We start from the raw sequence: 12,248 nt of genomic DNA, 5'->3' as shown, positions 1-12,248 counted from the left end.
AACTTATTTCTTTTCAACAATCACGTAACTCGTGGCGTAGTCGGACTCGTCGCTCACGCTCACATGCGCGCTGAGGCCACGGGCGTCGCACCAGTCTTTGAGCACGCCATGCAGCACGATGACGGGCTGGCCGCTGGGCAGCTTGTCAACCTCGCACAAGCGCCACGTCATGGGCATGCGCATGCCCATCCCAATGGCTTTGCTGAAGGCTTCTTTGGCGGAAAAACGGGTGGCCACATAACGCACACCACGCTCAGGCCAGCGTTCGCTGCGGGCGCGGTAGGTGGTCATCTCGTTGTCGCTCAGCACTTTTTGCGCAAACCGTTCGCCGTGCTTGTCCAAAGACGCACGGATGCGGCGAATGTCGCAAATGTCGGTGCCAATGCCGTAGATCATGTGCGCGATCTCAAGCCTGGGGCATGCAGGCCAAGTAGGCCGACACGGTTTCGGTGTAGCCCAGCTCCAACGCATCGGCAATCAGGGCGTGACCGATGGACACTTCTTGCACGCCGGGCACGGTGGTCAAGAAGGTTTCTAAGTTGTCGCGATTCAAATCGTGGCCCGCGTTGATGCCCAAACCCACGTCCAACGCGGCTTGCGCAGTGGCTTTGAAAGCGGCCAACACTTCGGCTTGTTTCGGTGTGCCGTAGGCTGAAGCATAGGTTTCGGTGTACAGCTCCACGCGGTCGGCGCCCACAGCTTTGACAGCCGCCATCGCCTCAGGCACGGGGTCCATGAACAGGCTCACGCGCACGCCCAAGGCTTTGGCCTCGTCGATGAGCGGCTTCAAGCGCTCGGCGTCTTGCGGGAAGGTCCAGCCGTGGTCGCTGGTGAATTGGCCTTCGCTGTCGGGCACAAAGGTCACTTGATGGGGGCGCACTTGCCGCACAAAGTCCATCAAGTTGTGAAATGGGTTGCCTTCAATGTTGAACTCGCGGTCTGGCCATGCTTGGAGCAACGCCGCCAGATCGGTCACGTCTTCGCTGCGAATGTGGCGTGCGTCAGGCCGTGGGTGCACGGTGATGCCCGCTGCGCCCGCCGCCAAACACAAGGTGGCCGCACGCGTGACGCTGGGAATGCCCAAATGGCGCGTGTTGCGCACCAAGGCCACTTTGTTGAGGTTGACCGACAAGGCGGTCTTTGTGTGAGCGTTAGACATGGGGTAAATCAAAGAGATTGCAAGTCAATCATCATCTGCCGTGTGCGCAGCGTGGTGACCCCGCAATGGTAGTGCAGCAAGCCGCGCAGCTGACCTTGCAAGGCGTTGCGTTGGTCGCTCGGTAACTCGGCACACAAGCGCAGGGTGGCGGTGAAGGGCGAGTCGGCCTGAAGGCTGTCGTGCAGCTGCAACCACACGCTACCGCCTAAGCCGGTGCGGTCTTGGGCATTGTGGGCGCGCAGGCCGCCTTCGGGCACCAGCACATACAAAGCGTCGGGCTGCAAAGGCGTCAGCGTGAGGGTTTGGGCGTTGAGCTCGGGCAAAAACCCGATGTCACGCAGCAGCAGCAACTCGAACGCACGCAGCGCGGGGTTGATGGTGCCCTCGTGGCCGGAAGCCAGCACCTGCACCACTTGGCGGTACAGGTCAAACACTGTGGCGTGTGGGTCGTCACGCGCCAGCAAGCGCAGCAGCAACTCGTTCAAGTAATAGCCAGACAACAAGCCCTCGCCCATGGGCATGATGTGCCCACCCACCCACTCGGCATTCTTGAGCGTGCGCACCTCGGCATCGCCCGTGTAGGTGATGGACAGCGGCTGCAACGGCAGCAACACCGGCCTGAAGTTGGAGCTGGGTTTTTTCGCGCCCTTGGCCACCAAGGTCACCCGACCGTAGTGGCGGGTGAAGGTTTCCAAGATCAGACTGGATTCGCTCCAGTCGTAGTGGTGCACCACGAACGCAGGTTCGTCCTGAATGCGGGTCACACCCCGCGAGGTAAAGCTACGACTCGGGTTACTCGTAGCCAAAGCTACGCACCCGTGCGGCGTCGTCGGCCCAGCCGGAGCGCACTTTGACCCACAACTCTAAGAACACCTTGGCGTCGTAGAGTTTTTCGAGTTCGGTGCGGGCTTCCATGCCCATGCGCTTCAAGCGCTCGCCTTTGTCGCCAATGACCATGGCTTTGTGGCCATCGCGTTCGACCACGATGGTGGCAGCAATGCGCACCATGCGTTTGACGCCTTTGGACTTGCCCTTTTCTTCTTCGAACTTGTCGATCACCACGGTCGAGGTGTAAGGCAACTCGTCACCGGTCAAGCGGAACAGTTTTTCGCGCACCATTTCAGCGGCCATGAACTTTTCGCTGCGATCGGTCAACTCGTCGGCGGCGTACATCCAGCCTTGCTCGGGCAGGTATTTTTCGCAAATGCCCAAGAGGCGCTGCACGTCTTTGTCGTTCTTGGCCGACATGGGCACGATCTCGGCAAAGGGGTGACGGTCTTGCATGGATTGCAACCACAGCATGATGTCGTCACGGTTTTTCATCGAGTCGAGCTTGTTGGCGATCAAGATGGTGGGAATGCCCTTGGCCAACAACGACAGCACTTTTTCATCGGCCGAGGTGAAGCTGCCCGCTTCCACCACCAACAACACCAAATCCACATCGCCCACGGCGCCTTGCACAGCTTTGTTGAGCGACTTGTTCAGGGCGTTGCCATGAATCGTTTGAAAACCGGGGGTGTCCACAAACACGAACTGCGCCGAGCCTTGCGTGTGCATGCCCGTGATGCGATGGCGCGTGGTTTGTGCCTTGCGCGAGGTGATGCTGATTTTTTGCCCCACCAAAGCGTTGAGCAAGGTGGACTTGCCCACGTTGGGCTTGCCCACGATGGCGATCAAGCCACAGCGCTGGTCCGCAGGGGGCACGGCCACGCCGCTGGCCACCACGCGGGCGCCTTTGCTGGCGGCCAACATGGCATCGATGTCTTGCAGACTTTGTTCGGGGTTGGAAGGTGTGGCCGTCATTTGAGCTCTTTGATAACTTGAAGCATGGCTGCTGCGGCGGCCTGCTCTCCTGCGCGGCGTGAGCCGCCAATGCCACGCTCGCAGCGGGCTAATTCGGGGATTTCGCACTCGACATCAAAGGTCTGGCGATGCGCCGCACCCAAGGTGCCAACGACGCGGTAAATAGGCAGCTTGAACTTACGCGCTTGCAGCCATTCTTGCAACTCGGTTTTGGGGTCTTTGCCCACCGCTTGCATCTCAGGGTTGATTTCGACCGCCGAAAAGATGCGTTGCACCAAGGCGTCAGCGGCTTGGTAGCCCGCATCAAGGTAGACCGCGCCCAGCACCGCTTCCAGTGCGTCGGCCAAGATGGAGGGGCGCTTTTGACCGCCGGAGTTCATCTCGCCCTCGCCCAAACGCAAGATGCCCGACAAACCCAGCTCCACGGCCAAGTGGTGCAGCGTGTCTTGCTTGACCAAGTTGGCACGCACGCGCGACAGGTCGCCCTCGGGCAAGGTGTTCAAGCGCTGGTAAAGCAAGTTGGCAATGGCCAAATTGAGCACGGAGTCGCCCAAAAATTCCAAGCGTTCGTTGTGGTCTGAACTGAAACTGCGGTGCGTGAGCGCCTGCGTGAGCAACGCAGGTTTTTGAAACGTGTATGCCAAGCGCGCTTGGAGCGTCTCAATGATCTGTTGTTGAGACGGGCTGGGACGGGTTGCTGTGCGTGCGCGTGAGGTCATTGAAAGGCGCCAATGCGCTTGAGACTGCCAAAGTTCATCCAGACAAAGAAGGCTTTGCCCACGATGTTTTTCTCTGGCACAAAGCCCCAGTAGCGCGAGTCGAGTGAGTTGTCGCGGTTGTCACCCATCATGAAGTAATGGCCCGCTGGCACTTTGCAGGTCACGCCTTCGATGGTGTAGTGGCAGTTTTCTTTGAACGCAAAGTCATCAGCGCCAGGCACGAAGGCCGGACGGTCGATGTCGTTCAAAAAGCGGTGCGTGCGCACGCCTGTCATTTCAGATGGCTGGCTGCCCAAAGGCAAGTTTTCTTCGAACTGCTTGATGTAGCGCAGGCTGTCTTCTTCAAAGAAGTCCGGCAAGGCCTTTTGAGCCACAGGTTGTCCGTTGATGGTGAGTTGCTTGTTCAAGTACGCCACTGTGTCGCCTGGCACACCCACCACACGCTTGATGTAGTCGAGGCTGGGCTTGGGTGGGTAGCGAAACACCATCACATCACCGCGCTGCACAGGGTTGCCGTCGGTGACCTTCAGGTTGAGCACGGGCAAACGCACACCGTAATGGAACTTGTTGACCAAAATCAGGTCGCCCACCCAAAGCGTGGGAATCATCGAGCCTGAGGGAATTTTGAAGGGCTCAAACAAAAATGAGCGCAACACAAACACCACGGCGATGACTGGGAACAGGCCAGCCGTCCAGTCCAACCACCACGGCTGCATGATGAGGCGCTCTTTGGCCTCGGTCACGTTGACGTCGGTTTGGGCGATGCCGAGTTGGGTCAACTCTTGACGGCGTTTTTCGGCTTCCGCTTCCAAGCGCGCGGCAGCCGCTTCACGTTGGGGCAAAAAGTAAAAGCGCTCTGCCAACCAGTAAATGCCGGTGACGAACGTGGCCATGAACATGAGCAGCGCGAAGTTGCCTTCGATCATGCCCACGTACCAAAAACCGGCATAGCCCACAAAGGCGGCCAGCACGAATGCGGTCAAAGTAGCCATCAATCCTCCACCTGCAAAATGGCCAAGAAGGCTTCTTGGGGCACTTCCACCGAGCCGATTTGCTTCATGCGTTTTTTACCTGCTTTTTGTTTCTCAAGCAGCTTGCGTTTGCGGCTGATGTCACCGCCGTAGCACTTGGCCAACACGTTTTTGCGCAAGGCTTTGATGCTTTCACGCGCGATGATGGTGGAGCCAATGGCGGCTTGAATCGCCACGTCAAACATTTGGCGGCTGATGATCTCGCGCATCTTGGCGACCACCGCGCGGCCTCGGTATTGGGCTTGGGTGCGGTGCACGATGATGGACAAGGCATCGACCTTCTCGCCGTTGAGCAAGATGTCGACTTTCACCACGTCGGAGGGGCGGAACTCTTTGAACTCATAGTCCATCGAGGCATAACCGCGAGAAACCGATTTGAGTTTGTCAAAGAAGTCCAGCACGATCTCGCCCAGCGGCATGTCGTAGGTGAGCATGACTTGGCGGCCGTGGTAAGCCATGTTGAGTTGCACGCCGCGCTTTTGGTTGGCCAGTGTCATCACGGGGCCCACATAGTCTTGGGGCATGTACAGATGGACGGTGACGATGGGCTCGCGGATTTCGTGAAGCTTGCCTTGTTCGGGCATCTTGGCGGGATTCTCCACCATGACCACTTCGCCGTCAGGCATCTTGACTTCGTAGACCACGCTGGGCGCGGTAGTGATCAGGTCTTGATCGAATTCACGCTCCAAACGCTCTTGCACGATTTCCATGTGCAACAGGCCCAAGAAGCCGCAACGGAAACCAAAGCCCAGCGCTTGCGACACTTCGGGTTCGTAGTGCAGCGAAGCGTCGTTGAGCTTGAGCTTTTCGAGCGCGTCGCGCAAACCGTCGTATTGGTTGGCTTCGGTGGGGTACAGACCCGCAAACACCTGAGGCTGAATTTCTTTAAAACCGGGCAAGGCTTGCTCAGCAGGCCCTAAGTTGTTGGGCAGCTTCTTTTCCAAAGTGATGGTGTCGCCCACTTTGGCAGCTTGCAATTCTTTGATGCCCGCAATGATGTAGCCCACTTGACCGGCTTCGAGCGAGTTGCGCGGCTCGTTGCCAGGGGTGAACACGCCCAAGTTGTCGGCGTTGTAGACGGCTTCTGTGGCCATCATTTTGAAGCGCTCGCCTTTGCCCAAACGGCCATCGACCACGCGCACCAACATCACCACGCCCACGTAGCTGTCAAACCAGCTGTCGATGATCATGGCGCGCAGCGGCGCGTTGGGGTTGCCTTTGGGCGGTGGCACTTTGGCCACCACGGCTTCTAAGATCTCGTCAATGCCCAAGCCGGTTTTGGCGGAACAAGGAATAGCGTCGGTGGCATCAATGCCAATCACGTCTTCGATTTCGGCTTTGGCGTTGTCTGGATCGGCGTTGGGCAAATCCATTTTGTTGAGCACGGGCACCACTTCAACACCGAGGTCGAGTGCGGTGTAACAGTTGGCCACCGTTTGCGCTTCCACACCTTGACTGGCATCGACCACCAGCAAGGCGCCTTCGCAAGCCGACAACGAGCGCGACACTTCGTAAGAGAAGTCAACGTGGCCGGGTGTGTCGATCAAATTCAGGTTGTAAATCTGTCCGTCTTTGGCTTTGTATTGCAGCGCGGCGGTCTGCGCCTTGATGGTTATCCCACGCTCTTTTTCGATGTCCATCGAGTCAAGAACTTGCGCTTCCATGTCGCGTTCTTCAAGTCCTCCACAGCGCTGGATCAAACGATCTGCCAGCGTAGATTTGCCATGATCGATGTGGGCAATGATCGAGAAGTTTCTGATGTTATTCATCAACGGGGACACTTAAGTGATTGAATTCAAAGGGACGAACGCCAAGAAAAAAGGGCGCGTCATGTACTGACGCGCCCAGAACCAACAAGCAATGGCAACTGCATAAGTTGGGACTTCATTGTAGGCAAAAACCCCGAAACGCACAGCAGCTTGATCGCCACCGAGGCCTCGTTGCGCGTTTGCAACATGAATTTATCCACAACTTATTAACATTTTGACAAAGGGGTTTTGGGACAACTTGTGGGTGATCTGTGGAGCACCTGTGGAGTTTGTTACCCAATCCCATATCGTGGAGTTTGACGCATGCTTTTATATCGCAAAAGCACATTCAGCCTCTCGATTCTATACAAAAAGCGCTTGAACCTCTTTTTGGCACCCCGATGCACCGACTGGGGAACAGGGCTAAAAATATTTAAAAATATTTTTAGCCCCTAAACCCGACTGCGGTTTGTGGATTTAGCGATTGGGGCGGATCACCGTGTACTGGGCCCACTCACCACGACGAATCAGCACACTGACCGTTTTGCTGCGATCGAGCTTGGCCACCATGGCGTCAAAGGCCTGTGCCGTGGGCGTTTCGACATTGGCCAAGGCCAAAATCACGTCACCTTCTTGAATACCCGCGCGTGCCGCTGGCTCAGCCACCGCATCCACACGGACACCGCCACGCAATTTGAGTTCTTTCTTCTGAGCATCGGTCAAATCGCTGACGGTCAAACCCAGCACTTTGGTGGCATTCGCCGTTTGAGGCTTCTCAACGGGCGCTGAGGCTTTCTTTTCAGGCTTGTCGGCCTCAAATTCGCCCACGGTGATCGCCAGATCGCGCAAGCTGCCACGGCGCCAAATTTGCAAATTGGCGCGTGTGCCAGGTTTGGTGTTGCCAACGAGACGAGGCAAGTCGGCCGATTTGTCCAGCGTTTTGCCATCGAACTTCAAGATGATGTCACCCGGCTCCAAGCCCGCCTTCTCTGCGGGTGAGCCCTGCTCCACGCCACGCACCAAAGCCCCTTGCGGCTTGCTCAACCCCAAAGACTCGGCCACCTCTTTGCTGACTTGGTCAATCTGCACCCCCAAGCGTCCGCGCTGCACACGCCCTGTGGCACGCAGTTGCTCGCTCACGCGCACCGCTTCGTCGATTGGGATCGAGAAGGAAATCCCCATGAAGCCGCCGGAACGTGAATAGATTTGGCTGTTGATGCCCACCACCTCACCGCGCATATTGATCAAAGGCCCCCCGGAGTTGCCGGGGTTGATGGCGACATCGGTTTGGATGAAGGGCAAATAGTCGCCTGTGTCACGCTGCTTGGCACTGACGATGCCTGCGGTAACTGAGTTTTCCAAACCAAAGGGAGAGCCAATGGCCATGACCCATTCGCCCACTTTCAAGCGGTTGACATCACCAATCTTCACGGCAGGCAAGCCTGTGGCCTCGATCTTGACCACGGCCACATCACTGCGCTTGTCTGAACCCACAATGCGGGCTTTGAACTCGCGTTTGTCGGGCAAAGTGACGAGCACTTGATCGGCGCCATCCACCACATGGGCGTTGGTCATCACAAAACCATCGCTCGACAAGATAAAGCCAGAGCCCACACCGCGTGGCTGCTCTTGCTCCGGCTGTTGCGGGCGATTGGGGCGTTGCTGACGCGGCGCGTTGGGCGAGGGCATGGGGACGCCAAAGAAGCGGCGAAACAGCTCTTGCATCTCTTCGTCAGGACCGTTGCCTTGGGTCTCGCGTACCGCGGCTTTCTCTAGGGTGCGGATGTTGACCACTGAAGGACCAACTTGCTCGACCAACTCCGTGAAGTCTGGCAAGCCACGCACGCTTTGCGCGTTGGCTGGAGGTGTGAATGTCAAACTCACACCGCCCAACAAACTCACGCACATCGCAGCAACAAGCGCCGAGCATGCGAGGGTGAAACGAGGAAAAACCAAACGGGTGAATGAACGTGGTGTGGTCATGGGTTCTCTTTCAACGCAAAGGAATGCGGGCATACACCGCGCAACGTAAATTTTGCCAACGACTCGCTGCACGCTCTCGGCCAAGCCAGAGATAACAGCGACGGGCCATCAGTGTGTCAGATAAGGGCTGCCACTTTAAAAGCAAGGTGTTTTGCACATCAAGCGCCACGGCAATGTGGCCAATTTCATCGTCCAAGCGATCACCGCGGCTGTGCCAGCACCACACCTGACCATCCCAACTCAGGGTGCCCGCTGGCGTTTGCCAACTGCGCCAGCCGAGCACGATGCCGACTAAGGTGGCTAGAGCACTCACACACATGGGCCAACTCACAGGCTGAAGCATGAACCAAACGAGCATCACGGAGGTTGTGATGCCGCTCAAGGCGACAAAAGTGACACGTTGAAAAGCACAACGCCCCACCGGATATGAAACCGATGGGGCGTTGTGCATGGCGAAAACCTTAGATGCGTTTAAAAACTAACGCGCCGTTGGTGCCGCCAAATCCGAAGTTGTTTTTCAGCGCAACGTCGATCTTCATGTCACGCGCCACATTGGCGCAGTAGTCCAAGTCGCACTCGGGGTCTTGGTTGAAGATGTTGATGGTGGGTGGGCTCTTTTGGTGGTGGATGGCCAACACCGTGAACACGCTTTCAATACCGCCAGCGCCGCCCAACAAGTGGCCGGTCATCGACTTGGTGGAGTTCACCACGGTCTTCTTGGCGTGATCGCCCAAAGCCGCTTTGATGGCATTGGTTTCGTTGATGTCACCCAGCGGCGTAGAGGTGCCATGCGCGTTCAAGTAATCGACTTGATCGGCGTTGACACCTGCGTTGCGCAGCGCACTGAGCATGGCGCGGCGTGGACCGTCCATGTTGGGTGCCGTCATGTGGCCAGCGTCGGCGCTCAAGCCGTAGCCACCCAACTCTGCATAAATCTTGGCACCGCGTGCTTTGGCATGTTCGTACTCTTCGAGCACCAACACACCCGCACCTTCGCCCAAAACGAAACCATCGCGGTCGCGGTCCCAAGGACGCGAGGCGGTCGCGGGATCGTCGTTGCGTGTCGACAGTGCGCGCATGGAGGCAAAGCCACCCACGCCCAAAGGCGACATACAGCACTCGGAGCCGCCTGCAATCATCACGTCGGCATCGCCGTACTCAATGTGACGACCCGCTTCACCGATGCTGTGTAAGCCCGTGGTACAGGCTGTGACCACGGCCAGGTTCGGGCCTTTGAAGCCAAAACGCATGGACACGTGACCAGAAATCATGTTGATGATGGACGCTGGCACGAAGAACGGCGAAATGCGACGTGGGCCTTTGGCCAACAGTTCGCTGTGCATGTCTTCGATCAGCGGCAAGCCGCCAATGCCAGAGCCAATCACGACGCCAATGCGCGTCGCTTCTTCTTCGCTCAGGGCATCGCCAGTGGCTAACCCTGAGTCTTGAACGGCTTGCATGGCTGCCGCCACACCGTAGTGGATGAACTTGTCCATCGACCTCGCCTCTTTGGGCGAAATGTATTGGTCCAAATCTAAATCTTTCACTTCACCTGCGAAATGGCAGTTGATATTGGACGCATCAAAACGAGTGATGGTGCCAATGCCGGATTTACCGGCCAAAAGATTGGCCCAGGCGTCAGCGACCGTGTTACCCACGGGGCTGATACAACCTAGACCGGTCACTACAACGCGACGACGGCTCATGCGGAAGTTCCTAGTAATTAGGCTTTTTTGTGGGTCAACGCGTAATCGATCGCGTTTTGCACGGTGTTGATTTTCTCGGCATCTTCATCAGGAATTTCAATCCCGAATTCGTCTTCCAAGGCCATCACCAGTTCCACGGTGTCCAGGGAGTCGGCACCCAAATCAGCCACGAAGGCTTTTTCATTGGTGACTTGTGACTCTTCCACGCCAAGTTGTTCGGCAATGATTTTTTTGACACGTGTTTCGATATCGCTCATGGGTTCCCTCAGAGGGTTGTGAATAAGTCCGCAATTTTAACCGGACGGACCGACCGTATTAATTCTGTTTGATTTTGACGGCTTCAGAGCTCTTAAGCCATGAACATGCCGCCATTGACATGCAATTCTTGGCCAGTCACATAACTGGCGTTCACGCCGGCCAAATAAGCCACGGCATGTGCGATGTCAGAAGGCTTGCCCAGGTGCCCCAAGGGGATTTGACTGAGCAACGCTTTTTGCTGTTCTTCAGGCAATGACGCCGTCATGTCGGTCTCGATGAAACCGGGGGCAATGCAATTAACCGTGATGTTGCGACTGCCCAACTCGCGCGCCAAAGCGCGGGTCATACCGGCCACGCCGGCTTTGGCCGCAGCGTAATTGGCTTGACCGGGGTTACCAGATGCACCCACCACGCTGGTGATGCTGATGATGCGGCCGTAGCGCTGCTTCATCATGGGGCGAATCACGGCGCGCGACAGACGGAAAACGGCTTTGAGGTTGGTGTCGAGCACGGCATCCCAGTCGTCGTCCTTCATGCGCATGGCCAAGGTGTCGCGGGTGATGCCAGCGTTGTTGACCAACACATGCAAGGCGCCGTGTTCTTTGGTGATGCTGTCGATGAGCGCGTCGACGGCAGCAGCGTCGTTCACGTTCAAGTTGGCGCCACGGCAACCGGCATGGGCTGACAGCGCTTGGCTGATTTTGGCGGCACCGTCATCTGACGTCGCCGTGCCAATGACCAAGTAACCTTGGCTGGCCAGTTCTTGCGCAATCGAAGCACCAATGCCGCGTGAGGCACCGGTCACCAAAGCGATGTGTTGTGTGTGTTGGGTCATACGAAAAATAGGTTCAGAGGGTTCAAGCGAGCGCGGCTTTGACATCGGCCAACGAGGCGGGGTCAAACAAAGGCAAGCCGGTCAATTCGGCATCGATGCGCTTGGTCATGCCCGCCAGCACTTTACCTGGGCCGCACTCGACCAAGGTGGTCACGCCACGCGCCTTGATGGCCGCCACGCACTCAACCCAACGAACAGGGCCAAAGGCTTGACGGTACAAGGCATCGCGCATGCGATCCGCATCGGTTTCAATGCTGACATCGATGTTGTTGACCAACGGAATTTGTGCGGGTGCAAAAGTCGTGGCCGCCAATTTTTCTTTCAATCGATCGGCGGCAGGCTTCATCAAGCTGGAGTGAAACGGGGCAGAGACAGGCAAAGGCAACGCGCGCTTGGCGCCGTTGGCTTTGAGCACTTCACACGCTTTCTCCACCGCGGCTTTGCTGCCAGCGATCACGGTTTGACCGGGGTCGTTGAAGTTCACCGCCTCCACCACTTCGGCAGAGCCGACACCGAAAGTGGCTTGCGCTTCAGCACAACCCGCGATCACTTGGTTTGCAGGCATACCCAAAATAGCGGCCATGGCGCCCGTACCCACAGGCACCGCGTCTTGCATGGCTTGCGCACGAAAGCGCACCAACGGCGCAGCTTGCGCCAGCGTCAGCACGCCCGAGGCGACCAACGCAGAATACTCACCCAAAGAATGGCCCGCCACGACGCTGGGCACAGCACCACCTTCGGCCAGCCACGCGCGGTAAGCGGCCACCGCAGACACCAACATCACAGGCTGGGTGTTGGTGGTCAGGCCCAAGGCTTCTTTGGGGCCCTCGTGAATGAGCTTGGCCAGGTCTTCGCCCATGGCGTCAGAGGCCTCGGCCAAAGTTTGCGCCACCACAGGGTTGTCGCCCCAAGCGTCGAGCATGCCGACGGATTGAGAGCCTTGACCTGGAAATACAAAAGCAAATGAAGTCATAACGTGTCTTAAAAGTGTGTCACATCAAGTCTG

The 12,248-nt window shown here is 57.4% G+C and carries 13 protein-coding genes; all 13 read right to left on the bottom strand.

The features are described 5' to 3' along the window. Window positions 1–3 precede the first annotated feature (3 nt). Entirely contained in the window at window positions 4–396 is a 393-nt protein-coding gene (gene acpS / locus C5F52_RS23980) for a holo-ACP synthase (RefSeq protein ID WP_104800870.1), read from the bottom strand. Window positions 397–406: 10 nt separating this feature from the next. Further along, window positions 407–1,159 carry a pyridoxine 5'-phosphate synthase gene (locus tag C5F52_RS23975; protein ID WP_104800869.1) on the bottom strand — a complete coding sequence of 251 codons (753 nt, stop codon included), beginning with the start codon at window positions 1,157–1,159 and terminating at the stop codon, window positions 407–409. 8 nt (window positions 1,160–1,167) lie between these two features. Continuing rightward, window positions 1,168–1,923 carry a DNA repair protein RecO gene (recO, locus tag C5F52_RS23970; protein WP_104800868.1) on the bottom strand — a complete coding sequence of 252 codons (756 nt, stop codon included), beginning with the start codon at window positions 1,921–1,923 and terminating at the stop codon, window positions 1,168–1,170. Window positions 1,924–1,951: 28 nt separating this feature from the next. Further along, the gene (gene era / locus C5F52_RS23965; RefSeq protein WP_104800867.1) at window positions 1,952–2,962 is read right to left on the bottom strand and encodes a GTPase Era; all 1,011 of its coding nucleotides are present in this window, start codon (window positions 2,960–2,962) and stop codon (window positions 1,952–1,954) included. After that, window positions 2,959–3,681, bottom strand: a complete 723-nt coding sequence (gene rnc / locus C5F52_RS23960) for a ribonuclease III (RefSeq protein WP_104800866.1) — start codon at window positions 3,679–3,681, stop codon at window positions 2,959–2,961. The genes era and rnc overlap by 4 nt, the downstream gene beginning before the upstream one ends. Beyond that, complete coding sequence (lepB, locus tag C5F52_RS23955) at window positions 3,678–4,673, bottom strand: signal peptidase I (RefSeq protein WP_104800865.1); 996 nt, start codon at window positions 4,671–4,673, stop codon at window positions 3,678–3,680. Before lepB ends, rnc begins: the two co-directional genes overlap by 4 nt. Beyond that, on the bottom strand, window positions 4,673–6,481 hold the full coding sequence (lepA, locus tag C5F52_RS23950; protein WP_104800864.1) for a translation elongation factor 4: 1,809 nt from the start codon (window positions 6,479–6,481) through the stop codon (window positions 4,673–4,675). Before lepA ends, lepB begins: the two co-directional genes overlap by 1 nt. Window positions 6,482–6,937: 456 nt before the next feature. After that, complete coding sequence (locus C5F52_RS23945) at window positions 6,938–8,443, bottom strand: DegQ family serine endoprotease (RefSeq protein ID WP_369954070.1); 1,506 nt, start codon at window positions 8,441–8,443, stop codon at window positions 6,938–6,940. A gap of 10 nt (window positions 8,444–8,453) precedes the next feature. Next, window positions 8,454–8,894 carry a hypothetical protein gene (locus tag C5F52_RS23940; RefSeq protein WP_104800863.1) on the bottom strand — a complete coding sequence of 147 codons (441 nt, stop codon included), beginning with the start codon at window positions 8,892–8,894 and terminating at the stop codon, window positions 8,454–8,456. A 10-nt stretch (window positions 8,895–8,904) separates the two neighbouring features. Next, window positions 8,905–10,149: a beta-ketoacyl-ACP synthase II gene (fabF, locus tag C5F52_RS23935; RefSeq protein WP_104800862.1), complete on the bottom strand. Its 1,245-nt coding sequence runs from the start codon at window positions 10,147–10,149 to the stop codon at window positions 8,905–8,907. A gap of 17 nt (window positions 10,150–10,166) precedes the next feature. Further along, window positions 10,167–10,406, bottom strand: a complete 240-nt coding sequence (acpP, locus tag C5F52_RS23930) for an acyl carrier protein (protein ID WP_100131465.1) — start codon at window positions 10,404–10,406, stop codon at window positions 10,167–10,169. Window positions 10,407–10,498: 92 nt separating this feature from the next. After that, window positions 10,499–11,242, bottom strand: a complete 744-nt coding sequence (gene fabG, locus C5F52_RS23925; RefSeq protein WP_104800861.1) for a 3-oxoacyl-ACP reductase FabG — start codon at window positions 11,240–11,242, stop codon at window positions 10,499–10,501. Window positions 11,243–11,264: 22 nt separating this feature from the next. Further along, a complete protein-coding gene (gene fabD / locus C5F52_RS23920) occupies window positions 11,265–12,215 on the bottom strand; it encodes an ACP S-malonyltransferase (RefSeq protein WP_104800860.1) in 951 nt (316 codons plus the stop codon). Window positions 12,216–12,248 lie beyond the last annotated feature (33 nt).

The sequence above is a fragment of the Limnohabitans sp. TS-CS-82 genome, from assembly GCF_002943475.1.
This window is presented reverse-complemented; position numbering and strand designations above follow the sequence as displayed.

Bases quoted from the DNA above. Each gene is read 5' to 3' on its own strand.
- acpS (WP_104800870.1), bottom strand. From the start codon at position 396: ATGATCTACGGCATTGGCACCGACATTTGCGACATTCGCCGCATCCGT.
- C5F52_RS23940 (WP_104800863.1), bottom strand. From the start codon at position 8,894: ATGCACAACGCCCCATCGGTTTCATATCCGGTGGGGCGTTGTGCTTTT.
- acpP (WP_100131465.1), bottom strand. From the start codon at position 10,406: ATGAGCGATATCGAAACACGTGTCAAAAAAATCATTGCCGAACAACTT.
- C5F52_RS23975 (WP_104800869.1), bottom strand. From the start codon at position 1,159: ATGTCTAACGCTCACACAAAGACCGCCTTGTCGGTCAACCTCAACAAA.
- fabG (WP_104800861.1), bottom strand. From the start codon at position 11,242: ATGACCCAACACACACAACACATCGCTTTGGTGACCGGTGCCTCACGC.
- lepB (WP_104800865.1), bottom strand. From the start codon at position 4,673: ATGGCTACTTTGACCGCATTCGTGCTGGCCGCCTTTGTGGGCTATGCC.
- rnc (WP_104800866.1), bottom strand. From the start codon at position 3,681: ATGACCTCACGCGCACGCACAGCAACCCGTCCCAGCCCGTCTCAACAA.
- lepA (WP_104800864.1), bottom strand. From the start codon at position 6,481: ATGAATAACATCAGAAACTTCTCGATCATTGCCCACATCGATCATGGC.
- fabF (WP_104800862.1), bottom strand. From the start codon at position 10,149: ATGAGCCGTCGTCGCGTTGTAGTGACCGGTCTAGGTTGTATCAGCCCC.
- era (WP_104800867.1), bottom strand. From the start codon at position 2,962: ATGACGGCCACACCTTCCAACCCCGAACAAAGTCTGCAAGACATCGAT.
- fabD (WP_104800860.1), bottom strand. From the start codon at position 12,215: ATGACTTCATTTGCTTTTGTATTTCCAGGTCAAGGCTCTCAATCCGTC.
- C5F52_RS23945 (WP_369954070.1), bottom strand. From the start codon at position 8,443: ATGACCACACCACGTTCATTCACCCGTTTGGTTTTTCCTCGTTTCACC.